19 protein-coding genes and 8 pseudogenes are annotated in these 24,737 nt (G+C 61.4%); 18 read left to right on the forward strand and 9 right to left on the reverse strand.

Going from position 1 to position 24,737, the window contains the following annotated elements:
• Window positions 1–150 precede the first annotated feature (150 nt).
• Both NKJ73_RS31660 and NKJ73_RS31665 read right to left on the reverse strand, forming a co-directional pair.
• Window positions 151–612 carry a UCP036055 family protein gene (locus NKJ73_RS31660; protein ID WP_352572246.1) on the reverse strand — a complete coding sequence of 154 codons (462 nt, stop codon included), beginning with the start codon at window positions 610–612 and terminating at the stop codon, window positions 151–153.
• An 87-nt stretch (window positions 613–699) separates the two neighbouring features.
• Window positions 700–2,850, reverse strand: a complete 2,151-nt coding sequence (locus NKJ73_RS31665) for a ParB/RepB/Spo0J family partition protein (RefSeq protein WP_352572247.1) — start codon at window positions 2,848–2,850, stop codon at window positions 700–702.
• A gap of 188 nt (window positions 2,851–3,038) precedes the next feature.
• On the opposite strand from NKJ73_RS31665, the gene NKJ73_RS31670 reads away from it, so the two are divergent.
• Window positions 3,039–3,659: a DUF433 domain-containing protein gene (locus NKJ73_RS31670; RefSeq protein ID WP_352572248.1), complete on the forward strand. Its 621-nt coding sequence runs from the start codon at window positions 3,039–3,041 to the stop codon at window positions 3,657–3,659.
• 33 nt (window positions 3,660–3,692) lie between these two features.
• The gene (locus tag NKJ73_RS31675) at window positions 3,693–4,025 is read left to right on the forward strand and encodes a hypothetical protein (protein ID WP_352572249.1); all 333 of its coding nucleotides are present in this window, start codon (window positions 3,693–3,695) and stop codon (window positions 4,023–4,025) included.
• A gap of 398 nt (window positions 4,026–4,423) precedes the next feature.
• Here NKJ73_RS31675 and NKJ73_RS31680 read toward each other — a convergent pair whose 3' ends face one another.
• Window positions 4,424–5,620 (reverse strand): DUF932 domain-containing protein, encoded by a 1,197-nt coding sequence (locus NKJ73_RS31680; RefSeq protein WP_352572250.1) that lies wholly within the window; start codon window positions 5,618–5,620, stop codon window positions 4,424–4,426.
• A 392-nt stretch (window positions 5,621–6,012) separates the two neighbouring features.
• Between NKJ73_RS31680 and NKJ73_RS31685 the strand changes: the two genes are divergently transcribed.
• The 5 genes and pseudogenes from NKJ73_RS31685 to NKJ73_RS31705 form a co-directional block, all read left to right on the forward strand.
• On the forward strand, window positions 6,013–6,255 hold the full coding sequence (locus NKJ73_RS31685) for a DUF982 domain-containing protein (protein WP_352572251.1): 243 nt from the start codon (window positions 6,013–6,015) through the stop codon (window positions 6,253–6,255).
• A gap of 199 nt (window positions 6,256–6,454) precedes the next feature.
• Window positions 6,455–6,676, forward strand: coding sequence for a hypothetical protein (locus tag NKJ73_RS31690; protein WP_352572252.1), 222 nt, complete (start codon window positions 6,455–6,457; stop codon window positions 6,674–6,676).
• Between the two features lie 270 nt (window positions 6,677–6,946).
• A pseudogene (locus NKJ73_RS31695) lies at window positions 6,947–7,699 on the forward strand (IS256 family transposase); the annotation flags it as partial.
• 77 nt (window positions 7,700–7,776) lie between these two features.
• Complete coding sequence (locus NKJ73_RS31700) at window positions 7,777–8,820, forward strand: IS110-like element ISMlo1 family transposase (RefSeq protein ID WP_352572270.1); 1,044 nt, start codon at window positions 7,777–7,779, stop codon at window positions 8,818–8,820.
• A 270-nt stretch (window positions 8,821–9,090) separates the two neighbouring features.
• A pseudogene (locus NKJ73_RS31705) lies at window positions 9,091–9,363 on the forward strand (transposase); the annotation flags it as partial.
• 314 nt (window positions 9,364–9,677) lie between these two features.
• Here the strand turns inward: NKJ73_RS31705 and NKJ73_RS31710 are convergent.
• On the reverse strand, window positions 9,678–10,895 hold the full coding sequence (locus NKJ73_RS31710; protein ID WP_352572271.1) for an IS110 family RNA-guided transposase: 1,218 nt from the start codon (window positions 10,893–10,895) through the stop codon (window positions 9,678–9,680).
• A 253-nt stretch (window positions 10,896–11,148) separates the two neighbouring features.
• Between NKJ73_RS31710 and NKJ73_RS31715 the strand changes: the two are divergent.
• Together NKJ73_RS31715 and NKJ73_RS31720 are read left to right on the forward strand one after the other, a co-directional pair.
• A pseudogene (locus NKJ73_RS31715) lies at window positions 11,149–11,364 on the forward strand (transposase); the annotation flags it as partial.
• 838 nt (window positions 11,365–12,202) lie between these two features.
• Window positions 12,203–12,563 (forward strand): annotated as a pseudogene (locus tag NKJ73_RS31720) (Ros/MucR family transcriptional regulator); the annotation flags it as partial.
• 152 nt (window positions 12,564–12,715) lie between these two features.
• On the opposite strand, the gene NKJ73_RS31725 reads toward NKJ73_RS31720, so the two are convergent.
• Window positions 12,716–13,711: a LysR substrate-binding domain-containing protein gene (locus tag NKJ73_RS31725; protein WP_352572253.1), complete on the reverse strand. Its 996-nt coding sequence runs from the start codon at window positions 13,709–13,711 to the stop codon at window positions 12,716–12,718.
• A 103-nt stretch (window positions 13,712–13,814) separates the two neighbouring features.
• On the opposite strand from NKJ73_RS31725, the gene NKJ73_RS31730 reads away from it, so the two are divergent.
• The 7 genes and pseudogenes from NKJ73_RS31730 to NKJ73_RS31760 all read left to right on the forward strand — a co-directional run bounded on the left by NKJ73_RS31730 (window position 13,815) and on the right by NKJ73_RS31760 (window position 20,948).
• Complete coding sequence (locus tag NKJ73_RS31730; RefSeq protein WP_352572254.1) at window positions 13,815–15,347, forward strand: ATP-binding cassette domain-containing protein; 1,533 nt, start codon at window positions 13,815–13,817, stop codon at window positions 15,345–15,347.
• Window positions 15,344–16,348 (forward strand): ABC transporter permease, encoded by a 1,005-nt coding sequence (locus tag NKJ73_RS31735; RefSeq protein ID WP_352572255.1) that lies wholly within the window; start codon window positions 15,344–15,346, stop codon window positions 16,346–16,348. Before NKJ73_RS31730 ends, NKJ73_RS31735 begins: the two co-directional genes overlap by 4 nt.
• A gap of 22 nt (window positions 16,349–16,370) precedes the next feature.
• A pseudogene (locus NKJ73_RS31740) lies at window positions 16,371–17,326 on the forward strand (substrate-binding domain-containing protein).
• A gap of 63 nt (window positions 17,327–17,389) precedes the next feature.
• Window positions 17,390–18,283 (forward strand): amidohydrolase family protein, encoded by an 894-nt coding sequence (locus NKJ73_RS31745; protein ID WP_352572273.1) that lies wholly within the window; start codon window positions 17,390–17,392, stop codon window positions 18,281–18,283.
• Window positions 18,284–18,318: 35 nt separating this feature from the next.
• Window positions 18,319–19,070: pseudogene (locus NKJ73_RS31750) on the forward strand (SDR family NAD(P)-dependent oxidoreductase).
• Window positions 19,071–19,089: 19 nt separating this feature from the next.
• Complete coding sequence (locus tag NKJ73_RS31755; RefSeq protein WP_502905416.1) at window positions 19,090–19,929, forward strand: transketolase; 840 nt, start codon at window positions 19,090–19,092, stop codon at window positions 19,927–19,929.
• Window positions 19,926–20,948: pseudogene (locus tag NKJ73_RS31760) on the forward strand (transketolase family protein). The gene NKJ73_RS31755 and the pseudogene NKJ73_RS31760 overlap by 4 nt, the downstream one beginning before the upstream one ends.
• A 797-nt stretch (window positions 20,949–21,745) precedes the next feature.
• On the opposite strand, the pseudogene NKJ73_RS31765 reads toward NKJ73_RS31760, so the two are convergent.
• Window positions 21,746–21,880 (reverse strand): annotated as a pseudogene (locus tag NKJ73_RS31765) (sensor domain-containing diguanylate cyclase); the annotation flags it as partial.
• 98 nt (window positions 21,881–21,978) lie between these two features.
• On the opposite strand from NKJ73_RS31765, the gene NKJ73_RS31770 reads away from it, so the two are divergent.
• Window positions 21,979–22,131, forward strand: a complete 153-nt coding sequence (locus NKJ73_RS31770) for a hypothetical protein (RefSeq protein ID WP_352572257.1) — start codon at window positions 21,979–21,981, stop codon at window positions 22,129–22,131.
• A 108-nt stretch (window positions 22,132–22,239) separates the two neighbouring features.
• Here NKJ73_RS31770 and NKJ73_RS31775 read toward each other — a convergent pair whose 3' ends face one another.
• Both NKJ73_RS31775 and NKJ73_RS31780 read right to left on the reverse strand, forming a co-directional pair.
• Entirely contained in the window at window positions 22,240–22,512 is a 273-nt protein-coding gene (locus NKJ73_RS31775; RefSeq protein WP_502905415.1) for a DNA -binding domain-containing protein, read from the reverse strand.
• A 160-nt stretch (window positions 22,513–22,672) separates the two neighbouring features.
• Window positions 22,673–22,888, reverse strand: a complete 216-nt coding sequence (locus NKJ73_RS31780; RefSeq protein WP_352572258.1) for a hypothetical protein — start codon at window positions 22,886–22,888, stop codon at window positions 22,673–22,675.
• Between the two features lie 280 nt (window positions 22,889–23,168).
• Between NKJ73_RS31780 and NKJ73_RS31785 the strand changes: the two genes are divergently transcribed.
• Window positions 23,169–23,639, forward strand: coding sequence for a Ros/MucR family transcriptional regulator (locus NKJ73_RS31785; protein ID WP_352572259.1), 471 nt, complete (start codon window positions 23,169–23,171; stop codon window positions 23,637–23,639).
• Between the two features lie 234 nt (window positions 23,640–23,873).
• Here NKJ73_RS31785 and NKJ73_RS31790 read toward each other — a convergent pair whose 3' ends face one another.
• Entirely contained in the window at window positions 23,874–24,086 is a 213-nt protein-coding gene (locus NKJ73_RS31790) for a cold-shock protein (protein WP_023749661.1), read from the reverse strand.
• Window positions 24,087–24,737 lie beyond the last annotated feature (651 nt).

The raw sequence follows: 24,737 nt of genomic DNA on the forward strand, positions 1-24,737 counted from the left end.
GTGTTGGGTTTAAATATTCTTGTTTGTGCGCTTTTTTACGTGGTGTCTGCGCAATCAACACAAATTTCGCAATATAACCAATCCCACGCCCGCGGACAGCCCCCGCAACCCCCGGGGCCCGTCATCGGGCGGGGTTAAATCGTGGGACGGTCAGGCGGCCGCGCGGCCCTCGATGACATCGGCGCCGACCTCATCGGCGGAGACCTCTTCGAGATAGGCTTGGCTGTACAAATTGCTGGCGAGCCAGCGTTCGGCCGCCTCGCGATCCTTGGCGAGATAGAGGAGCTCTGGGCTGTCGCCGAGTTCCTGCAGGACGCGGACCATGCCGATCGTGGGACGCTCGATGATCTCGAAACGCAGGTCACTCTCGACGGACCAGGTGCGCCTGACCGAGACGACGATGATGCCGCCCTGCCGGAAATCGCCCTCATGCAGGGTGAAATGGGCGGGCGAGCTATAGGTCGCGCGCTCGCGCGGCGGTTCTTTCCTGACCAAACGGCCGACGCCGTTGCGGCTCTGCCAGGCGGCGAGCTTTTTGGTGAAGCGAGCCAGCGGTTTCGCGGTGCCGGAGCGGTACCGGATAACGCTCCCCAGAGGGGCGGATTCGTACACGATTGTGCGGACATGCGGGTTTCTCCATGTCAGAAAACGAAAAAGGGCCCGGCGATGATGCCGGGCCCGGTGCGAGCGTGAGGCCGATTATTCGGCGGCCTGGAGGTGGTCCGCATCGTCGCCGTCGATGGTCACCGGTTCATCGGAGGGCGGATTCGCATCGTCGGCGAGGAAGGCCGGCAGCTCGGTGGCGTCGCTGTCGAGAGCCGCCTCGTCGGGCATGTCGCTGGCGACCGCGACGCGAGCATCGGTAGCCACTTCATCGGCCTCAAGGCGCAGCGGCTCCGGCAGCCAGTTCGATCCTTCGAGAAGACGGGCGGCTTCACGGGCCATGATGTCCTTCTTCATGTGGTCAATCAGCTGCGCGGAGTCTGCGCCACGCGCTTCACGGACAGCCTGCAGAATCCGCGCCTTGGTGAGGCGCTCGAGGAACTCGAGCGTAGGCGCCCAACCAGCGTCGACCATGTCGAACTGGAGGGAGCGGCCAAGCACGTCTGCATGCTCGAGCGCCTTTGGTCGCCTGTTCCAGGGTTCGACCACCGCATTGAGGGTCAGCGAGACGCAGTGCGCGAACAGCGCCTTGCGGCTTGTCTCGTCGAGACCAAGAACGAAGTCCCACAGCTTTTCCGCTTCATCGGGCAGATCGCGGTCCCAGACTTCGTGCCGCTCGGCGATCTCCTTGGCCCAGGATGTCTCGGCAAGACCATCGACCTGGCTGAAGCTGCCGCTCTTCAGACTGATCTCCAGGCACGTGTCCGGCGCGAAGCGATAGAAGACCTGCAGGACGAACGCATGGAGTGCGGCGACGAAGGCGATGTCGACGTCACCTGCGAGCGCGTTGCGCAGTGCCAGCGTCCGCTGCGCGGTCAGGTCGAAGACGAGCCGATCGGGCAGTGGCTTAATACCATCGTCCTCGCCGTCGTCGCCGGAGGCGTCGTGCACCGGTTTGCCGTTGACGACAACACCATCGCCATCGTCGTCGCCATTGGATCGGGTTTCGCCGTCGGCGCCCCCTTCCTCGCTCTCATCGACCTCGCCGGTTTCGGTCCGTGGCTCGTCCTCGGACCGCACGAAACCGGCGTCGACCTGGAGCTTGCCGTTCGCGGCAAGCGTAACGAACACACCGGCATTGGCCTTCTGGGCGGGATCGTAGCTTTGAGGACGATCATCGATCGCATCGAGCTCGGCACCCAGCTGGTCGAGCTTCGCCTCGATTGCTTCGTCGGCATCCTCGGCCTTGGCATAGTCCGCATCCAGCTTGTCGTATTCGGCCTTCAGCGCGTCGTAACGTTCGATCTCCTCGGCGCTGAGCTCCTGCGCCTCGGCGTAGATGCGCCGCATGCCGGAGGTGTGACCATAGGGAAAGCTGATCGCCGCCTCGACCCACTTCCAGCCTTCGGCGCAGATTGCCTCGGCATCCATTTTCAGCCTGTCGAAGACGAGCTGCTCGAGAAGTGCGGCATCCTGGAACCAACCGCCGGCATCCTGTTCGAACAGGTCGCGCAGGATGACGCCGCCAGCCGCTTCATAGGCTTCGGCGCCGACATAGACGGCCCGGCGATCATCGGCCCGCACCGTCGTCTCCGTCAGCAGGCGCCTGATGTAGTAGGATTCCTGCGTGTGCGAGCTGGCAATCCGCTCCCAGACCTGCTCCTGGCGTGCGTGATCGTCCGAGATCGAAAACGCCATGATCTGTTCGAGCCGGATTTCGTCCTTCTCGTAGAGCTCGAGCAGCTTCGGTGACACCGATGCCAGCCGCAGGCGCTGCCTCACCGTCGCCGGTGATACGAAAAAGCGGGCACCAATCTCGTCGGGATCGAGGCCCTGATCGCTGAGCGTCTTGAAGGCCCGAAACTGGTCGAGCGGGTGCAGGTCGGCGCGCCGCAGGTTTTCGGCAAGCGAATCCTCCTCGGCCGAGGTTTCTTGCCCGCGATTGACGATGCACGGGATCAGCTCGTCCTTGGCCAGGCGTTTCTGCTTGATGAGGGTGCCGAGCGCCAGATAACGCCGGCCGCCGGCGGGCACCTCGAACGTGCCGGTCTCCTCGCCCTCACCGTCGAGCACGGGACGGACGTTCAGGCTCTGGATCAACTTTCGCCGTCCGATGTCTTCGGCCAGCTGCTCAATCGACACGCCGTCTTTGATACGCCGGACATTTTTCTGCGACAGCATCAGCTTGTCATAGGGAATGTTCTCCGCGGCGTTCATCGCGATCTTCTGAATGGCGTTCTTTGCCATGGTCAGGTTCTCCATGACGGGCGGCCCGGGGCCTCTCCCCGAACCTCCAAGCCCGTCAGGAACCTTCCCCTCCCCCCTTTGCCCCGCCGGGCGCCTGGCCCGGACGCCGCCGGCTGCCGCAAAGCTTCGCTGGACTGCGGAGGGCAGAGTGACTATATATCTTCCACGAACGTGGAAGGATTATTGTCATGCCGGGGTTTAGCAGCGAAGTGCTCACCGCCAATGAGGCGGCTGCGGTAACGCAGGTGCCGCTCAAGCAGGTCCATCGCATCATCGATGCCGGATTGCTGCGGGGCCGTGTCGAGACATGCCGCGGCAGCCGCGTCATCGTCGGAGCGGGTCTCGTCGGCCTACGCCTCGCCTGGCTGACGGCGGAGACACTGACGCCGGCAGCGCGGCGGCGTATCGTCGAGCACGCTATTGCCGATAATGCTGCGCCCGTGGTCGCGGACGATCCGCTTAAGGTCGACCTGAAGCCGATCACTGCCGGCGTAAGGACCGGCCTCAGCCGGCTGACGAAAGCAAAGGCCATGGTGGCGCGCGATCCAGCGGTACTTGACGGTCAGCCGGCCTTTGTGGGAACACGCGTACTTGTTCATGATGTTGCCGACATGCTCGCCAATGGCGATACGCCCGAGACGATCCGTGCAGCCTATCCGCAACTGACCCTCGACCAGATCGGGCTCGCGGCCGACTTTGCGCTTGCCTATCCGCGGCGTGGCCGTCCGCCGGTCAAGCCGGCGTGGCGCAGCACGGCGGCGAAGTCGACGCGCACAATCCGTCTCGACGATCTGCCGGCCGCTTCGTGAAATTCCTGATCGACGAATGCCTGAGCCCAGAGCTTGCGAAACTGGCGCGCGAACGGGGTTTCCCCGAGTCGAGCCACGTGCGCTGGCTGGGCCACGTCGGCCCGCCAAAGACCATATGGTGACCGACGCGCGGTCGATGACGGCTATGCGCTCGTCACGCACAACACGACCGACTTTCGCGGCCTCTATGGCCGCGAGGAGCTGCATGTCGGGCTGGTCGCCTTCAACACCGCACCTAGCCTGATGAGCCACGATCTCCAGCGCAGGCCCTTTCTTCTCGCCCTTTCCGAGCTCGGTGGCGAGGAGGCATGGAACGAAGTGCTGGAGATTACGGTGGATGTCGAGCGTACCGTCACCATCGAATGATTCAACCTCCCCGACTGACCGACCTCCGCGTTCGTCTCCTTCATCGGGCAGCGGGAAGCCGCCGCTCGCAGAACGAAAAAGCCCGCCGCGTGAGAGGTGCGGCGGGCTTGATTTGGACGACAGCATTCGTGAGGAATAAATGCCGTCCCTGATCGCCAAGGTCGGGAGGAGGTGACCCGGACGAAACTTGATCAACCTACTCCCTTCCACGCTCCCGAGAAGCTTCAATTGTGCATAGCAGCATTGCGATTTTGTGCAGCGCACACCTAGACCTGAGAGATGTGTTTGCCAGACCGGCAGCGCAGGCCGTGTGCTGCGCGCCGCAGCGATGACATGTTCGAAACTGGCGGCATCAGCAGCCCGGTGACGTCACTCCCGCCGCGCGCAGCATTGCAGTATCATGCTGCCAGATCGAGAAGCTTCTTGGCCTTGCCCTCCATCTCCAGGCGAACATCCTGATGCGGCTTGTCGCGCGCCACCCGCGTAATGCCCTGCACGAAGTCGAAAATCGAGGCGGGCGGGTGCCCCTCCTCCGAAAGCACGGCATCGATGATCTTCGTCGTCTCCGCCTTGGAGAAGCCGCGCTTGCGCAGGAAGCTCTGGCGATCTTCGTCGTCCCGAGCGACGACACGCTCCCGCGAAGCCTTGATGCCATTGACGAACGGCATGGGCGAGGACTCCGCGAACTGGATCAGCGCTGGCTCGGCTTCCAGGGCAAAACGCGAGGCGGCATATTTGGAATGCCGGATGGTGATTTCCTCGAAATTTTCCACGCCCCACAGGCAACGATTCTGGCACACTGCACGTAGATAGAAGCTGGCGATTCCGAGCGTTCGGGCGCCGACTTCGGAGTTCCAGCAATAAAACCCCCTGAAAAAGACGTCTGGCGAGCCATCGGGCAGCTTGCCGGCTTCGATCGGATTCAGGTCATCGACGAGGAAGACAAAGACATCACGGTCGGACGCATAGAGCGTCGTCGTGTCGTTGGAGATGTCGACGTTCGGATTGTAGATTCCCGTTGACCAGTCGAGCACGCCAGGCACCTTCCAACGCGTGTCACCGGTGCCGTTGCCGGCGATTTTTTGGACGGCCGCGATCAGCTCTTCATCGAAAATCCTGCCGTAGTCCGGACCTGTTACCGCTCGCAGCTCGAGGCGTCCGTTCTCGATTTCCAGTGTCTTCACCTGCTCGGCGCGGTGGTTGAGGAGACCATGCTGAAGGTTGATCGCCGCGAGCGGGGCCGGAAGCTGGCGCAGATAGGTGGCCGGCGCGCCTACCAGGCTGGCGAATTGGCCAAAACTCCAATGCGTGGGGGCAACTGGGGCAAGCGCATCGGGCAGCATTAGCCTCAGGCGCTCCGGATCGTCGCGGCTGGCCTCGACGCGGATCAGCTCACTTTCGACGATCCGGGTCTTGCTGCGCTCCGACCGGACCTTCACCGAATTCCGAAGGTCGGTGAGCGACAGGTATCGCTCGTCCGCCGGCCGGTTGAACCATTCTGACGACACGCGGCCGATGCGCTGGCCGCGGCTGACGTCGACCTTGTAACCGGCACGCTCGTTGCGCTTGGGCGTGTGAATTTCCATCTGGGTCATGGGTGTCGCTCCTCGGCGGGCGCCGGGAGCCTCTCTTCCGGACCTTCACCCGCCACCGCAGCCCGCCCGCCCTCTTCCTCTCCCGGCATCCGCGCGCAACTGGAAGCGTCGGCATTGCGGCAGCGGCCGCGTCAAGGCTGACATCCAGGAGGGAAGGGTCAGGCGTGGGACCAGGCGCCGCTTCACCTTCCGGACGCGACAGAAATCCGCTGTGCTTTCTTGCGCAACAAGACCGGGACCCATCGGGATTTCAGATAGCGACCTGAATTGGACAGGCAACTTGTCTTGGATCGAGCACCTGCATATTCGCTTCGGGCCTAGCCAATACACATTTGACCCCACGTCATGATACGCGAAGCCCTTATCGAGGTCGAACCTGAGAGAGTAATTGCATGTCGAGCAGGTTCGTCCGGCCCGTGGTGGTGCAAGTTGGCCGGCATGACCGTGAGCGCGTCATACTCGACGTGAACGAGGCAGCGACGATCCTGCTGCGGAGCTTCCCTCATCAGACGGAGAAGCGAAAACTGGCTATGGAGGCATGTCTTCAGGTTCTGCGTGGTGAAGCTCAGCCGCCGGTTGCGAGACGGGCCTTCGTTGTAGCGGCGTTAGAAGCGAAGATCCTACGCAGCGACTGAGGTCCAAATGATGGTAGCCTCGATGGCTTCCAAAGTGACTGGGGAAGCGGAGCTTCACGCCATCACAGCGATGACCGGGGTGGTGCAGCCGGCAGCAGAGCGTCCAGTCCTGCCGTCGTGGGGAACAACCCGACGTTCATCTGCTTGACTCGACAACGGTCAGGAAGACGGCAATATTTACGCCGACCTGAGATGGCATATGCGAGATTTGCCGAGCGACATCGCTGCTGACGTTGTGATCGAAGTCAGTCGGCTTCTCGATGATGCCGAGGATCTCGCGCCTTTGCCGGTGCACGCACTGGTCAAACGGGTTCGTACGACACTGCAGACCCGCCTTTCCGATCAAGCGATCGAAGAACTGGTCGTCGAGATGGCGTCGAAACGTGGGTTGCCCATGGTCTTCGACAACCCTGCAGCATAGTCAGTTCTTCCACATCTCTTGTGAAAATATCGGCAAAAGCAGGCGGGAATTGCCATCGCCCTCGAATGCACCGACAAGAATGGCAGGCCGAGAAAACGGCCATGGATCAGTTTCCGTCTGCCGGGCTGGCGACGTTAAACATCGGTTTTGACAGCTCTCATCATGGTTGTGATTTCACCGATGACGTGGCAACGCGATATTGGACTTATGCGGGAACCGTCAGGAATTCTGTGCGCGAGGCCATAATGATGGAAAGGAGAGAATCATCACATGGCTATCGAGAAGGAACTTCTGGACCAGCTTCTTGGCGGTCGTGATCCGAACGAGGTTTTCGCCAAGGACGGTCTGCTTGACGACCTGAAGAAGGCGTTTTCGGAGCGCATTCTGAACGCCGAGCTCGACGAGCACCTCAAGGACGAGAGCACCGAGGGGAATGTCAATCGTCGCAACGGCCATTCGCGGAAGTCGGTGCTGACGGGCACATCGAAGATGACGCTGACGATCCCGCGCGACCGTGCCGGAACCTTCGATCCGAAGCTGATCGCCAAATATCAGCGCCGCTTCCCAGACTTCGACGACAAGATCATCTCCATGTATGCGCGCGGAATGACGGTGCGCGAGATCCGCGGCCACCTGGAGGAGCTCTACGGTATCGACGTATCGCCGGACCTGATCTCGGCTGTCACCGACGCCGTCCTGGAGGAGGTTGCCGAATGGCAGAACCGGCCGCTCGATGCCTGCTTTCCCTTGGTCTTTTTCGACGCGATCCGGGTCAAGATCAGAGACGAGGGCTTCGTCAGGAACAAGGCCGTCTACATCGCGCTCGGCATCCTGCCCGATGGCACGAAGGAGATTCTGGGCATCTGGATCGAGCAGACCGAGGGCACCAAGTTCTGGCTGCGCGTCATGAACGAGCTGAAGAGCCGCGGCGTCGGCGATATCCTGATCGCCGTCGTCGACGGCCTGAAGGGCTTTCCCGAGGCGATCAACGCCGTCTTTCCCCAAACCGTCGTCCAGACCTGTTGGGGTGGACGGCCTCCTGCACGGCATCAATGTGCCAGAATGAGGTCATCGGAGACCTCAAGCAAAGGAGACCGCCCGTGGAGCAAATTATTCGAATTGGCATGGACACGTCAAAGCACGTCTTTCAACTGCATGGTGTGAATGCAGCCGAAGAGGTCGTGCTGCGCAAAAAATTGCGGCGTAAGGAGATGGTGGCTTTCTTCGAGAGGGCGGCGCCAACGGTGGTCGCGCTCGAAGCGTGCGGCGGATCGCATCATTGGGCCCGCCTGCTTGAGGCGCTTGGCCATGACGTGAAACTGATCCCGCCGCAATATGTCAAACCGTACGTAAAACGCGGCAAGAACGACGCGGCCGATGCGGAGGCTCTTTGCGAAGCGGTAAGCCGCCCGACGATGCGCTTCGTGCGGGTAAAAACCGCCGACAACCAGGCGGCTTTGATGCTGGTCGGCATGCGTGACCGACTGGTTCGCAATCGCACGCAACTTGCCAACGCCATCCGCGGATACGCTGCCGAGTTCGGATTGATCGCTGCCACAGGTACATCGAAGGTCAGATCGTTGCTCGAGCGTATCGCGACTGATGAAACGCTGCCTGAACTGGCACGTGAACTTTTTGGGCTGCACGGCCGCGAATATGATCGGCTGGAGGACGAAATCGAAAAGGTCGAAGCACGGCTGATGGCGTGGCATCGCACAAACGAATGCAGTCGACGCCTGACACGGATTCCTGGCGTCGGACCGATCGGCGCATTGATGATGGTCATGAAGACCCCGGCGCCCGAGACGTTCCGATCAGGGCGGCACTTCGCGGCTTGGCTTGGCCTGACGCCGAAGGATCACTCGACAGCTGGCAGGGTCAGGCTTGGCGTGATCACCCGAGCTGGCGATGAAAATCTGCGAAGCGTGCTCGTCGCGGGCGCCACCGCTGTCCTCCGGCATGTTCGGGAGGGTCGCGGGAAGAATGCGTCCCAATGGCTGCTGGACATGCTCAACCGCAAACCGCCGAAGCTCGTCGCTGTGGCGCTAGCCAATAAAATCGCCCGCGTCGCCTGGAAGCTGATGGTCACCGGCGAACGATACAATCCCAACGCCGCATTGTCGGCTTATGGCCAAGCAGCATAGAGATCAGTCATCCAGGGGAGCACAATGTGACGCGACCTTGGTAGGCTGAACCCGAACTTGCAGGAAACGAGCAGTTGGTGTGATCGATCGATCCGAAACGTGAGACAATCCGTACGATGCAAGGCTCTCAAAAGGCCGCAAACCTGTTTGGAACTCATGTTGCGGAAACCATCTTGGCCCGCGGTCATGTACGACCGCAATCAGAGGCCGGACATATGATCGCAAGCGATGGGATCAAACCGCTGCCTAACATCTTGCAGGGAGGAGGCCGTCCACATATGCATCGTGCACCTGATCCGCCATTCGCTGGAGTTCGTGTCCTGGAAGGATCGCAAGCCCGTCGTGCCGGCGCTGCGGGCGATCTACCGGGCCAAGGACGCCGAAGCTGGCATGAAGGCCCTTGAGGACTTCGGAGCCGGCTACTGGGGGCAGCGATATCCGGCGATCACGCAAAGCTGGCGGCGCAACTGGCAGCACGTCGTCCCATTCTTCGCCTATCCCGAAAGCGTGCGGCGGATCATCTACACCACGGATGACATCGACAAGCCTGATTTCGACTTTTTCGATTCCTGTTGCGTTTCTTTGTTCGGCTCAGGTGAGCCTGTTTCTTCGTCCCGGCCCACAGGATTTCCCACGCGAGCGTGTCGAGACGCAGTCAAGGCTGGCCGGTGCGATGGCGCCACGGCCGGCTGCGAGGTTTCCAGGCCACGCCTTGACGGCGTCGAGCACGGCGCCATTCTGGAGCGGACCGAGGGCGTCGGTCGTGCCGCCAGATTTCCTTGTGCTATATTTGTCCGGCACGGACGACAACGTGGCAAAGAGTGGTGCGAGAGGATGAGAGTGCCGCCACGCAGCCGTTATAGTCGGTCCTCGTTTGTGGCGTCCGTGCGCCGCTTCGGCCCGCGTGACCGCCAATGCCGAACCATTAGCTCGTAGGCACGTTCGGCATTCTCGGCCGCGGCTTTCTCGCTGTTTCGCAACTCCTTCACGTTGTAGGCGTAAGCCGAACCGCGGCGACCGACACCGCGCTCGCCCGGCGCGCCGGCCTTGAGAGCGAGCTGCCTCTGCTTTGCCGCCACCAGCGCCGGGCGAGCCCAGAAGTAGTCCTGCTCCTTTGTCAGCAGATGCCAGATCAGCACGGCGAGCTTGCGGGCGACCGCCACAGCTGCGACCTGATGACCACGCTCGTTACGGATGCGTAGGAAGAAGGCCCTGAGCGGTCCGGGCGCCTTCGCCGCCGCCCAAGCGGCCTCGACCAGCATGGCGCGGGCATGGGAACGCCCATGTTTGCTGATCCGGCCATATTGCGCCAAGCCAAGACCGGATTGGCGCACACGCGGATTGAGGCCGAAGTAGCTCACCAGCTTCTGCGGCTCGCGGAACCGCCGGATGTCACCGACCGCGGCGATGATACCGCTCGCGACGATGGCATTGACGCCGGTGATCGTCTGAAGCCGCCGGACTTGCACATCATCAACCGCTTCCCGGGCGATGTCGCGATCGAGGTCGGCCAGATCCTCGGCCAGGCGGTCGATCTCGCGGATGTGGCGAGCAATGGCGGCCCGCTCGTCGTCGGGAAGCACCTGCCGCTCGAGCCAGGCGCGACCGCGATTGTTGAACAGATCGGCATGCGGGCACTTCGGCACTAGGTGCGCCTGCATGATGCCATGCACCTCGTTCTTCACGCGCGTGCGATGCCGAACTACCTGGTTGCGCCGCGCGACGAGGCGGCGAAGCCGCTCGGTCCGCTCGTCAGGTACCCAGACCTCCGGCAGAAAGCCGCTGGCATGGAGCTGCGCCAGAACGCCGGCATCGATCTTGTCGGTCTTAATCCTGGCATGGGCGATCGCCTTCACCTGCATCGGGTTGGCGACAATCACCCGGCCGACATAGGGCGACAGAACCCGCACCACCGCCATGGCGTTGCCCGTGGCCTCGACGACAACCTCATCCGTCCGTCGCAAACTGCGGCCGAACCCTTCCAGTCCCGAGCGGGTCATGTCGACCCGTCCGTGATGGCGCAGCCGGCCGTCTTCCCAAACCACCACCTCCGCAAAGGTGCGGTGGATGTCCATTCCAATCACACGTCTCATCGGCTCCCTCTCCTCAAACAGTCGGGAGCCGGCGGGCGACGCGACACCTACGGATCCGCGCTCTCGGCGCAACCGGGCAGGTCGCAGGGGCGGCCAGCTACTAACGCGAGCTCGCAGCTCATCGAATACATCGGCCTGCCCGCACTTGGCGTGCTCCCGGTGCCCCTGTCCCGGATGGTCGCACCATACGCCGAAAATCGCTCATCTCCAGCGGGGATCGGATGGCACCGTCATGATCATACCGGTTACCAACGCTATCGAGGCGCTGAACTCTACGCTGCGCCGCGCCGTCCGCACCCGGGGACACTTCCCGAGTGACGATGCGGCCATGAAGCTGCTATATCTGGTGCTGAACCACGCGGCCGAGGAATGGAAACGACCGCCGCGCGAATGGTTCGAGGCCAAGACCCAGTTCGCCGTCGTCTTCGGCGAGAGGTTCGTCAGCCAATGACGAAACCGGCCTCGCGCACAGAATTCCTGACAGCCCCCTTATGCGCAGCGAGATCGTCCAACCAGCGGCCGGACGTCGTCACCTCAGTCTACCCATTTCTCGCGCGCAAGAAAAAGGCCGGACCAAAGGTCCGGCCAGGTATGAAGGTTAAAACCTCCAGAGGGGAACGCGCCGGACGAATGGGAGGAAACATCCGACGCAGCGCGCATATAGGTCAGCGAAGGTGATACTTCAACGACGTGCCGGTGGGCCACCAGACTTGATCATTTTGGTGCACTGAAGCTTGCTTGCTTGCTTGATGCGCTTGCCGAAAATCACATGGCTGGTTCAGCCAGCCTTGCTCAGGTTGCCGGCCGACGATTTGCCGGTCCGCCGATCCTATCTCATAGTTGACCTTCTGGCCGTCAACGAGCGTCGACCATGAACTCCCATCCTCGTATTCCGCTATCGTAAGTTCTCACGTTGACCTCCTCAAACCTGCCCGGGAAAATTAATGCTTGGGCGGCCCTGCGTCACCCCTGCATTTCGAGAAATCACGTCGATCGTAATGGAGACCCGATCAGTTCAGTGCAGTACTACCACTGCTTAGGCGTGACCGCCTCGAAACCAAATTGTGCTGTGGTACCCGGCGGTGGGGCATGGAAATCGTTTGCGATCGTCCCTCCCTGATCGAGCGGGGAGCAGCGGCAGCTCTATGAGGGAGGGATCTGCTCCCACCGGATCAATACGCGCGCGACGGACGCCGGGTGGCTGTTAACCGCAGCATCGCAATAGTCCTGTAGGGGATTTATTGCTTTCACCGACGACGACTACTATAAAGCAACACTTCGCCGACTGTCTTTCAAGCTCGATCGGCCAAGTGCACACAGCACTGAAAGGCACGGTCGGCAACGTTTCTGCAGAAACGCCGGAAGCGCTCAAGCCTGCGGTACCGATCAGGAAGGTGACATCGGACTACATCATCTCCCTTGAGGACGGAAAGAAATTCAAGGCTGAAGCGCCATCTGTCGGCCCATTACGGGCTGACGCCGGATGAATACCGCGGCCCAAATGGGGTCTGCCGGCGGTTTCCCATGGTCGCCCCGAATTACGCCGTGGCGCGCTCGGCATTAGCCAAGACGATCGGGCTCGGCCACAAACCGAAAGAGCCGGTCGCGCCGGAGCCGACGAAGCGGTGCCGCAAGAAGGTCGCAGCTTGATGATCTCTAGGGTCATTGTGGCGCGGGCAGCCACAGGCAGTCTACGCGGAATATGAAAAGCGGGGCCAACCCGCCTCGCTTGTACACAGCCTGCGTTTTGGCCAGCTCTTCAACCATAACGTGCTGTCAATGTGTCTTGAACGCCGAACTGTTCACGCCATTGGCGCCGCTTTGTCATCCCGTGCGCCGAAATGAGGCCGTCGTTCGAACGATATGCGCAGTTGCTTTTCCGCCAGAAACTGGCGAGCCAGATCGGTGTCGCGCTTACCCACGCGTGACACCCAGTCCGAAAACAGGCGAACCGCGCGCCGGTTCATATGCCGCGAAGGACAGACCAGCCAGTAACCCGGAAACTCGATGACCTCGAACTCCGTCGAGACCGGAACCAGAGAACCCGACGCCAGATCCTCGAATGCAATGGACGTGCTCTCCAGGACCACACCTGCACCGTCCTTCGCCAGTTGAACCGACATTGACGAACGGTCGAAACGATAGGGATACGTCATGCGGGCGCCCTGGATACCGTTGCACGGCAGCCAATAATCCCATCGGAAAAAGGCCTTCACACTGTCGATCAACCGCGCATGGCGAAGCTGCTCGCGCGGATCCGGTGAGATCGCGCGCAGTTCGGCAAGGTAGGAAGGCGAGCACATCGGCAGGATCAGGTCGTTGACGACGTAATCCGAATAAAGGCCGGCCCAGCCGCCGTCGCCATAACGAAGATCGAGATCGATGACCTCCGTTTCGAAATCCGAGAAATTCGGCGTCGCGTCGACGCGCAAATTCCAGCTCGGATAGCCCTTGCTGAACTCGGCCAACCGAGGCGCCAGCCATTTCTCGCCGAAGGAAGGACTGACGCGCAGGCTGAGCTGGAAGCTTTCGCGCTGCCGCACAATGGCGTTACGCACCTCGCGTATGGATTCGAAAGCCTGGGTCGTGGTCTGAAAGAGCCGCTCACCGTCGATCGTGAGCGAGAGATGGCGCTTTTCGCGCTGAAAAAGCCGCACCCCGAGTTGGTGCTCGAGCAGCCGCAGCTGCTGGCTAACCGCCGAAGGTGTCACCTGCAATTCCTGAGCGGCCTTTGCCACGCCGCCGAGCCGCGCGACCGCCTCGAAATGCGTCATCGAATTGAACTTGATGTCTGACATCGTCCTCGTCAGTTAAGCTCAGCTACACAGAATGTTAAGAAACGAGAATTGAGCCGAATGTCAATCGGTCGCATCATCCAGTGGTCTCGGGAGGAGATACAGGATGGAACCGGGTTCAGCCCAAAGCTTGGGTATCGCCGGCAACGTGCCGGCAGTTGGACAGGTATTGACCAGGAAGCCCCTGATCGAAGCTGCCAATATCGAGAAGAGTTATGGCGCAACCCGTGTCCTGCGGGGCGTGAGTTTTCAGGTCCGGGCTGGCGAAATCCACGCACTCCTGGGCGGCAACGGCGCCGGCAAAAGCACTCTCATCCGCATCATCACCGGGCTGATCTCACGCGATGCCGGCGATATTAGCTTCGCCTCGTCGAAGGCCGGCCACACCAGCCCGATCATCGCGGTGGTGCATCAGGAGCTGGCGCTATTGCCCGAGCTGTCGGTCGCGGAAAACATCGGCATCGTGCATGCAAAGGCGGGCTGGTCGCAGATCAGCCGTCGCTGCATGCGGGAAATCGCGCTCGGAGCGCTCCGGCTGATCGACCCAGCGATCGGCGAAGAGATCATCGATCTGCCGGCACGCAAATTGTCCCTCCACGAAGGCCAGATCGTAGAGATCGCCCGCGCACTTTCGACTGGAGCGGAAGTGCTGCTTCTCGATGAGCCTACCGCGAACCTGACAGCCGCCGAGACGGTGAAACTCTTCTCGGTGCTAAAGCGGCTGGTGCGAGAAGAAGGCATTGGTATCGTCTTTGTTTCTCACCGTATGCGCGAAATCCGCGAGCTATGCGATGTCTGCACTATCTTGCGGGACGGCGTCACGATCGCGAATGCCACGCCCCTGGCCTCGCTCCGCGACGCGGACATCATCCAGCAGATGGGCCAACACGCGCAGCGTCCAGCAACCCACCGCAAACCGCAAAAGGGCCTCCGACAGAGCGCACCGATCGAGCTGCTGGGCCCAGACGACGTCAGGATCGCGATTTTGTCCGGGACCATTTTCGGACTGGCCGGCGCACCGGCGGGCCCGACCGGTCTCATTGCTCCCCTTGTGGGTGCCGGACCCGGAGCTGGCTGGCGCCTTTCGGGCGGGGGCTTTGGGGACCGTTTCTCGTCCCCAGCGGCAGCGGCGCGGGCCGGTATCGGCTTTGTATCGGGCGACCGCGCAACCAAGGGGATCCTTTCGCAGCTGCCCATCGTCGATAACGTGCTTGCAGCGCGCAGGGTTCGCGAGAGGCGGCGGATCGTTGCCGCGTCCGAGAGGCAGGAATGTCGTGATCTCGTTTCGGCGCTGAAGTTGAAAGCCGGTTCGATCTGGGACTTGCCGGCTTCGCTGTCCGGCGGCAACCAGCAGAAGCTTCTCGTCGCACGCTGGCTTGGACTGCCACTCAAGATGGTGGTGCTGGAAGAGCCGACGCGAGGCGTCGACATCGGCACCAAACATGACATCTACGCCCTGATCCGGGAGATGGCCGACGCCGGCACGATCATCGTCTGGTGGTCGACCGAGAATGTCGAACTGCTTGAGCTTTGCGATGCCATTTTCGCCTTCGACACCGATGGGCAGCCGAAGGGATTCCTGCCTGAAGAGCACTTCACCGAAGAGGGGCTCGTCGAACTGACGGGGATGGCGGCATGACCGACGCAACCAACGGCACCGCCACCACGAACAAACTCCGGACCGCCAACTCACGCGTCCCAGCAGTTCTTTTGTCCTACCGCACGGAAGCCGCGATTGCCGCTGCGATCGTCGTCCTGCTGCTGGCCGTCGGCACGTTCGTGCCCGCAGCACTCAGCATGGGCAATGTGCAAAACATCATCCAGGCCGCCGCGCCTCTCATAATCATGTCGCTCGGTGTTTTGCTGGTCGTCATTACCGGCGGAATTGATCTTTCGGTCGGTTCAGTCTTTTCCCTGACCGGAATGGTGACCGCGCTGGCGATGGCCAATGGCGCTGACGGACTGACCGCGAGTGCTGCCGGCCTGGCGGTCGGCTTTGTGTTCGGCTCGATCAATGGCCTTCTGGTCACGGTCGTCGGGCTCGCGCCTTTCGTCGTCACGCTCATCACCTACGCGGTGGCGGGCAGCCTTGCCTTCATCGTCACGAATGGTCGTTCGATGCCGATCGGCGCGCCGGATTTCTGGCTCCTGAATTCGGGCGAGATCATCCCAGGCATCCCGAACCATCTTCTGTTCTGCATCATATTGATGATCGCGCTGGAATACGTTTTGCGCAAGGTCGTGCTCGGACGCTGGTTCTATGCCGTCGGCTCGTCGGCAATTGCTGCCCGGCTGCTCGGCATTCCGGTTCTGCGCATCAAGTTTGCAGCCTATGTCGCTTCGGGCCTGCTCGCCTCTTTCGCCGGGCTGTTGACGGTAAGCTACATCCTCAACGCCGAAGCCACTGCCGGCGCCAGCCTGATGCTGCAGGCAATCGCCGCCGTCGTCATTGGCGGGGCAAGCCTCTTTGGCGGAACCGGGAGCGCGATCGGCGCCGTGCTGGGCGCTCTGATGATCACCTGCATCCAGAACGGCGTGAACCTCATCGGCGTGAACAGCTTCTGGCAAGGCTCAGTCACCGGCGCCGCGATCCTGCTCGCGGTGCTGATTGACCGCTTCAGCAACAAGAACCGTATCTAGATCATCAATAGGAGGAACCAAGATGAAGTTTAAGACCATACTACTTGCAGCGTTGGCGGCGGCTACGTTGTCCAGCGCATCATACGCTGAAGACAAGAAGACCGTCGCCTACATCGCCCCGTCGCTGGACATCTCCTACTGGCAATGGGTCGGGTACGGCGTGAAGGAGAAGGCCAGGGAACTCGGCATGGACTATGTAGAGTACACCTCAGAAAAATCACCCGCCAAGCAGATGGACAATGCGCGAAGTGCCGTGACCAAAGGCGTCGCGGCCATCGTGATCGGCCCCGTCAGCTCGACCTCGACACCGCCGCTGCTCGACTATCTGGCGAAGCAGAAAGTGCCGATCGCGTTCGCCGGCATCGGGCCGCAACCGGGCCTCACCAACTATACGTCCTCGGTCACAGCGAACAACTATGAGACAGGCAAGGCGCAGGGGAAATTCACCTGCGAGCTCGCCAAGGAGCGTGGCGGCAACAAGGTTGGCATGCTGTCGCTGCCGCAGGACCGGGAGAATGCACAGAAAAGGGCGCCAAGGAGGCGTTTGCCGCCGACGGCTGCGACCTCGTCCAGATGCTGGAAACGCGCGGTCTAACGATCAACGAGGCCGTCACCCAGGCAAACGACCTGCTGACCGCCAATCCCGACATCAAGGCCATCTACGGCATGTATGACGAAGCCGGCACCGGCGCCGCCAAGGTGGTCGAGACCCGGGGCCTCACCGGCAAGATCGGCATCACCGTGGCCGACGGCTCGCCGACCACGATCGCGCTGCTCAAGAAAGGAGCGCTCCAGGGCATCTTCTTCCAGGAAGCGGTGGGCCAAGGCATCGACGGCACTCAGCAGGTCTACAACGCACTGACGGGCGCGTCGGTCACCCAGGACCAGGCCCTGGTCATGCCGCTCGTCACCGTCGACAAGGTCGATAGCCCTGAGGCCAAGAAGGTCTTCGCCCGCGTCTTCCCGCCCAGCAACTGACCACTATCAATGGACCCGCCGGACAAGCCGGCGGGTCCAGACCCCAAGCAAGGAATCCCGACCGTGGCCGAGCTGCCGTTCATTGATCCGCACCATCATTTGTGGGATCTGGAGACCAATTTTTATCCGTGGCTGACCCACGGGGTAAAGCCGTCTGCCTTCGGTGACTACGAGGCAATCCGCAAAAGCTACATTCTTGACGACTATCTGGAAGATGCCAGGAACCAAAACCTCGTGAAATCCGTGCACCTGGATGTGGGGTTCGATCCCGGCGATCCGGTTGGGGAGACGCGCTGGCTGCAGGAGATCGCCAACAAGCGGGGCTTCCGCCACGGCATCGTCGGCTATGCCGACCTGTCCCAACTAGCCGTCGGCGACCTCCTCGACCGCCACATGGAATATCCGAACTTCCGCGGTATCCGGCAGTCGATGAATTATCATCCCGACCCCTGCAAGACCTATCTGGCGAGGCCGGAGGTCAGTCGTACGCCCGAATGGCGGCGCGGCTTCCGGGAGCTGGCGAAGCGCGGGCTGAGCTTCGACCTGCAGCTCTACTATCCCCAGATGGGCGAGTTCCTCGAACTCGCGCGCGACTTTCCCGACGTGCAGATCATTCTCAATCACACCGGCATGCAGGTCGACGGCGCCGAGCATTTTGGCGCCTGGAAAAAAGGCATGCACCAGTTGGCGCAAGCGCCGAACGTCGCCTGCAAAATCTCTGGCCTCGGCATGGGCGACTGGACTTGGACCACGGCCTCGATTCGTCCTTATGTCGAGGAGGCGATCGCAGCCTTCGGCGTCGGCCGCTCGATGTTCGCGACGAACTTCCCCGTCGACAAGCTGTTCTCGAGCTTCGACGCCATTTTGAACGCCTTCAAGGAAATTACGATCGCCTACCCGCACGAGGAGCGGCTCGCGCTGTTCCATGACAACGCCGCCCGGTTCTACCGACTTTAGATCACCGGCAAAGAGAAATAGCAGGAGAGTTCGACATGTTGCTGAAGGGCAAGGCCGTGGTGATTTCTGGGGCCGCGAGCCCCCGGGGAATTGGCCGCTCCACGGCAACGCTGATGGCAGAGCACGGGGCGCGCGTTGCAATACTCGACCTCGATGACGGGCAAGCGCGTGACGCCGCCGCGTCGCTTGGACCCAACCATATCGGCCTTGCGTGCAACGTCGCCGACCTCGACGCCTGCAAGAGGGCGGCGGCGCAAGTGACAGAAACCTTGGGCAGGATCGATGTGCTCTGCAACAATGCGGGCATCACGCAGCCGGTCAAGACGCTGGAGATCAGCGCGGCTGACTGGGACCGCATCCTCGATGTCAACCTACGCGGCGTGCTCTATCTCAGCCAGGCATTCATCCCGAACATGCGCGAAAATGGCGGCGGCTCGATCATCTGCATGTCGTCGTTTCGGCCCAGCGCGGCGGCGGCATCTTCGGTGGCCCGCACTATTCGGCTGCCAAGGCGGGTGTTCTGGGGCTTGCCAAGGCCATGGCGCGCGAATTCGGTCCCGAAGGCATCCGCGTCAACTGTGTGACACCGGGCCTGATCCAGACCGACATCACCGGCGGCAAACTGACCGACGCCATGCGCGCCGACATCATCAAGGGAATCCCGCTCAGCCGGCTGGGCGACGCGCGCGACGTCGCCGGCGCCTATCTCTTTCTGGCGTCCGATCTGGCCAGCTACATCACCGGCGCCGTGATCGACGTCAACGGTGGGATGCTAATCCATGGCTGAGGGAACACCGGATCTTGAGATGCCTCGCGCTGGCAGCAATGTCAGCCTGGCCGAACGAGCCTATCGTATCCGCCGACATGCCGTCCGGATGAGTCAAGTCCAGGGCCAAGGTTATGTCGGACAGGCGCTGGGTGTCGCCGACGTGCTTGCCGTCGCCTATTTCCATGCGCTTCGCTACCGGCCGGACGACACGCTGTGGGAGGGACGTGACCGCTTCCTGCTGTCGATCGGACACTACGCCATCGCGCTCTACGCGGCGCTGATCGAAGCGGGCGTGCTGCCGGAGGAAGAGCTCGAGACCTATGGCAGCGACGATAGCCGCATGCCGATGTCCGGCATGGCGGCATACACGCCCGGCATGGAGATCACCGGCGGCTCGCTCGGTCACGGCCTTGGCATTGCCGTTGGCATGTGCATGGGGCTGACGCGCAAGCGGAGCGACAGTTTCGTCTACAATCTTTTGTCCGACGGCGAGCTCGGTGAGGGCTCGACCTGGGAAGCCGCGATGTCGGCCGCCCACCACAAGCTCGACAATCTCATCGCCATCGTCGACTTCAACGATCAGCAGGCCGATGGTCCGTCGACGGCCATGCTCTCCTCCGAGCCGGTGACCGCCAAGTTCGAGGCGTTCGGCTGGCACGCGCAGCGCGTCGACGGCAACGACATCAAGGCGGTTCGCGAGGCCTTCGACATGGCGCGCGGCCTGAAGGAGCCTCGTCCGCGTGTGATCGTTTGCGATACGCGCATGGCCAAGGGCGTGCCGTTCCTGGAAACCCGCGACATCACGCATTTCATCCGCGTCGAACCGCATGAATGGGCGCTGGCGCTCGAAGCTTTGGAAAAGGGACGTCCGCAGTGAGGCTGTCAAAATTCGCACCGCGTCACGCCGTCAAGGCGGGCGAGCGCAAGACCACGTCGGCAATGATCGCCTCGATCGCGCCCGATGGCGTTCCGACGCGCAACGCGCCGTTCGGACACACACTGGCCAGACTGGCGCACCAGCGGCCCGGGATAGTCGGCCTGACGGCGGACCTCGCGAAATACACCGATCTCCATGTCTTCGCGCAGGAGCATCCGGACCGCTTCTATCAGATGGGCATGGCGGAGCAGGTGCTGATGAGCGCCGCCGCCGGCCTGGCGCGGGAGGGTTTTACGCCCTTCGCTACGACCTATGCCGTCTTCGCATCAAGGCGGGCCTACGATTTCATCTGCATGGCGATCGCCGAGGAGAAACTCAATGTGAAGATCGTCTGCGCCTTACCGGGGCTGACGACCGGCTACGGCCCCAGCCACCAGGCGACGGAGGACATCGCGATCTTCCGCGGGACGCCGAACCTGACGATCATCGACCCTTGCGACGCGCTCGACATCGAACAGGCCACGGAGGCGATCGCGGACTACAACGGGCCGGTCTACATGCGGCTTTTGCGCGGCAAGGTCCCTGTCGTGCTCGACGAGTAGGATTACACATTCCAAATCGGCAAGGCATGCCTGTTGCGCGAGGGTGAGGATGTGCTGTTCATTTCAAGCGGCCTCATGACCATGCGCGCGCTGGAGGCGGCGAAGGCGCTTGAAGCCGACAGGATCGGCTGCGCCGTTCTGCATGTTCCGACGATCAAGCCTCTGGACACGGAGACGATACTTGCCGCTGCGCGCCGTCCGGGCCGGCTAGTGATAGTGACCGAGAACCACACCATCGTCGGTGGGCTGGGCGAAGGTGTCGCCGCGCTGCTGATGCGGGAGGGAGTGGCCCCAGTCTTTCGGCAGATCGCCCTGCCCGACGAGTTCCTCGACGCTGGCGCGCTGCCGACGCTTCACGATCGCTACGGGATCTCAACTTCCGAGCTCGTGCGCCGCGTCCGCACTTGGAGCGAATGAGAAGCAAGAGCTCTCCCATGCAACGGTTGAGCCATCGACTTGAACTGTGAGCTGGCTAACCCCGCCGCGGTTGTCGCGCTCGTCACCCCGGCCTATCGCGGCCGGGCGCCAATTCTTTCACCACAGGTCCGCGCGAGCGCGCGCATGCATTGCCTCCCAGCATTTGTCGGCCGGCGAGCAACCAATTTGCCTTGCAGTGGATGACATTTAGTTGGCCAATCTGCTTGCGGTGATCGATGCGGGGGCAGCATTGTTGGGATTTGCACGAAGTCCGCGTCGCACTGAGCCGGCATCAGCCGCCCCGATCTCGCCAAGCAACAGGACAGGGGCCGCACCTAACCCAAGGCCACCGAAGCGGCACGGACGTTCAGTCGATGTTTACCATTCGATATTATCTTTCGCGAAGCGGCAAGGTTCTGAGTACCGCGCAAGTCAAAGGGCCTGCTCCAGACAATGGGCGGGCTTTTTTGCGTCTCTTAGGGGAACGGACTCCAACGAATTGCCGGTTACCTGAAAAATGGGCCCCAGGCTGTGACACGTGGAGCGTGGCCGGGTTGTTGGTGCATCCGCAATCGGTTGGAAGGCAGGTCCCATTCACGCGATACTCTGCCAGCGTCAGGGCTGGGCCAGGGGTAGGTTAGGGCGTCACGACCCGCAACATGGCGGCTTCATAGTCGAACGAAACACGATTTCGTCCATGTTGTTTTGCTTCAAAAAGGCACCGTCCGGCAGTGCGAAGGACGTCCTGAGCATCTGCATTGGAGAGATTTCCGCGCCTCCAATGCTGACAGTCACTTTCAGCCGTCCTGTTGCCCTTTCGCCATGGGACTCGCCTCGACAAGACGGCGTATGTTTTCCGCAATTGTACCTGCCTGCTCTATGCGCACGTCGCGTAACAAGACCCCAAACTCTTCTCCGCTAAGACGGCCGGTCGAGTCTCCTGGGCTGTTAGATACACGAGCGCCTTTGCGACTCGAACCAAAGCCTGGTCACCTTGGAATGTGCGTGTTTTGTCGTTGATTAAGGAGAAGTGATCCGGATCGATCAGGAGCAGTGTGTCGCATTCGCCTTCGTCCAGTCGGGCGTGGTTGACCTCGTGTTGCTGTCGTCCAGCGTGGCGGGTCTGGTGCTCGCACCGGTCGCCGGCCATCTGGTCGATCGTCATGATGGAGCAAAGAACTGAGGTCTTTCAATTTGAACCTAATTCCCGCAGCCCCGACCGTCAGACCCCTCCTGTCGCGGACGCCGTAACCACATCTGACAAGCGGAGCGTGTCGCCGCCTGTTCGCCCTCATCCGACGAACAATTCCTTGTAACCGGTCGTCACCATCCAGTTCGCCCGATCGAGATGGCTTCGCACAGTTTTCCGGGCCCGCTCCGGCTCTTGCACCGGATCGATGCCGAGGATGACCTGCGCCATCTCCTCATAGCTTGCCTCGTCGGCACCTGCATCCAGGAGCCTCAGGTAGGTCGTGAAGTGCTGACGGTCGTAGCTGGTCAGGCTGTCAGACCAGGGCACTTCTTCTTCTTTAAGACCTGGTTTAACGTCTGGATATTTCATCATGATATCGGGCTCCGGAAGTAAGTGATCGAAGAGCGATTGTTTCTTTTCGACAGCCTAACCAAGCGGATGGGAAACATCGTAGCTAAGACAACATCACGATCATAACCCGCAAGCGCCCCGCTCGAGGCGATATGCGCATCTTCTGAGCGGTCCAACCAGGTTAGGGATGAATTGCAAAAAGCTCAAGACCGTGCGGCTGCACATCGGGTTTCACGCGGATTGCTTGGCCATCAACGTCGTTTGTGACCACAGGATTAATAGGCAAAGCTTGTGCTTGAATTACCGCGATGCTCAGCATCGGTTCAACCACCGTATTCGAGTTCGCAGCGCCTGCCGAGGGCGCGCTGGCCGGGGCGCAGGTCAAATCGAAAGTCAAGAACCGAAGCCTAGCCACCGCATCCTTGATGTGAGGGCTTCGTGAGCTGCGGAAGGACGACTTTGGGGCTTCATGGGTGGCGCAAAGCATCTTTGGCGCTTCCGTGTTGCCCGGCCGACAGCGCGCAGATCAACACGTGCACGACGGCGGATGCAGCGCTATGATCCTCAGTGCCGACGAGCATTGCGATAGTCCTGCCGGGCTGTATTTGCTTTCAGCGGCGACCGCCACTATGAGGCGACGCTTCGCCGACTGTGTTTCACGCCGCCTGGAGAGTTTCATGACAGAAGAAGCCGAAAAAAACATCGACACCCTCATCGAGCTCACCGCCGATGTCGTCTCAGCCTATGTCTCCAACAATCCGGTCCCGGTGGGGGATCTCCCTGCCTTGATCGGCCAAGTGCACGCGGCGCTGAAAGGCACGGCCGCAGGCGTCACCGCACAAAAGCCGGTTGCGCTTACGCCTGCTGTCCCAATCAGGACGTCGGTGACATCGGACTACATCATCTCCCTTGAAGACGGCAAGAAATTCAAATCGCTAAAGCGCCATTTGTCGGCCCACCATGGGCTGACGCCAGATGAATATCGCGCCAAATGGGGCCTGCCGGCGGATTATCCCATGGTCGCGCAGAACTACGCCGCGGCGCGCTCGACTTTGGCCAAGACGATGGGGCTCGGCCGCAAACCGAAAGCGCCGGAAGCGCCGGAGCCGGCAGTGGCGAAGCGGACCCGCAAGAAGGTCGCAGCTTGATTTCAGCGTTCGAGGTTCGTTCTGGAGCGCGCAGCTGCGTTCGGCATCTGCGCAGAATACGAGAAGGCGGGGACAGCCCGCCTTCAACTGCAAACATCCTTGTTTCACAAGAAGCGCCTCCGCTTGCAGCAATCTGCTGCGCCAGCCCTATTCTCGCCCGCTCTTGTCGAGCGGCCGTCAGTACATCCGGACTTGCCGCGTCCTTCCGGCTCTTGCCGGGGGGCAGGAGAAAAATCAGCCAGCTTTGCTGAGGCTGCCAGCGGAGGATTTGCCAGTGCGGCGGTCCTGCTCGATCTCATAGTTGATCTTCTGGCCGTCAGCGAGGGTAGAGAGGCCCGCGCGTTCGACAGCGGAAATGTGGACGAAAACGTCCTGACCACCATTGTCGGGCTGGATAAATCCAAACCCCTTGGTGCTGTTGAACCACTTCACGGTTCCAGTCGCCATATGCGTATTCCTTGTAAAGTTCGCAACACGTTTTGGTTCGGCGATCATGCCGGGCCGGTTCATAGTATAAACGCAGCAAATGCGAAAGACCGCAAGGCCCGGAGCGACACGCCTTGGTAAGCGCATCGAGCAGCCAGTGGACTGGCGGCGATCAAGCGGCAGTCGCAAAGGTAGACGAAACTCACGCACCACGTGGTGAACCTTGCAATGAGGAGTCGGGGGCCGGCACCTCGTACGATCGCCATCGTCAGAGGATCGAAGCGTTAATCACTGCGGCCAGCGCGGATGCGATCGATCAGGCGCGCGTTTTGCTGGATCAGTTCAAAGGTGAGTCATGAACAACCGCCCACGCGATCGACGACTTCCTGCTTGATTTGATGCCCTGGTGGTTGTTGTAGAAAACACCCGCAAGAGGCTCTACAATCCGGCGAGGCAGTTGGCGCGCGTGAGATTGACCAGGATCAGGCCGTTCTAGGCTGATTAGAGCGCCCACTCTCGCGAAGAAGGGGGCCGATCTGATCATCGACAAAATCGAGCGCAGCAAAGCTGACCCGTATCCTGTGGGTGATCGCTGCTGCGATTCCTGATGCACCACCCAGCGTCTGGATCAACGACAACGAGGGCTGCGGAACAAGCCTGGTCAGCGCCACC

It is taken from the genome of Mesorhizobium sp. M0074, from assembly GCF_040322975.1.
Taxonomy (GTDB): Bacteria; Pseudomonadota; Alphaproteobacteria; order Rhizobiales; family Rhizobiaceae; genus Mesorhizobium.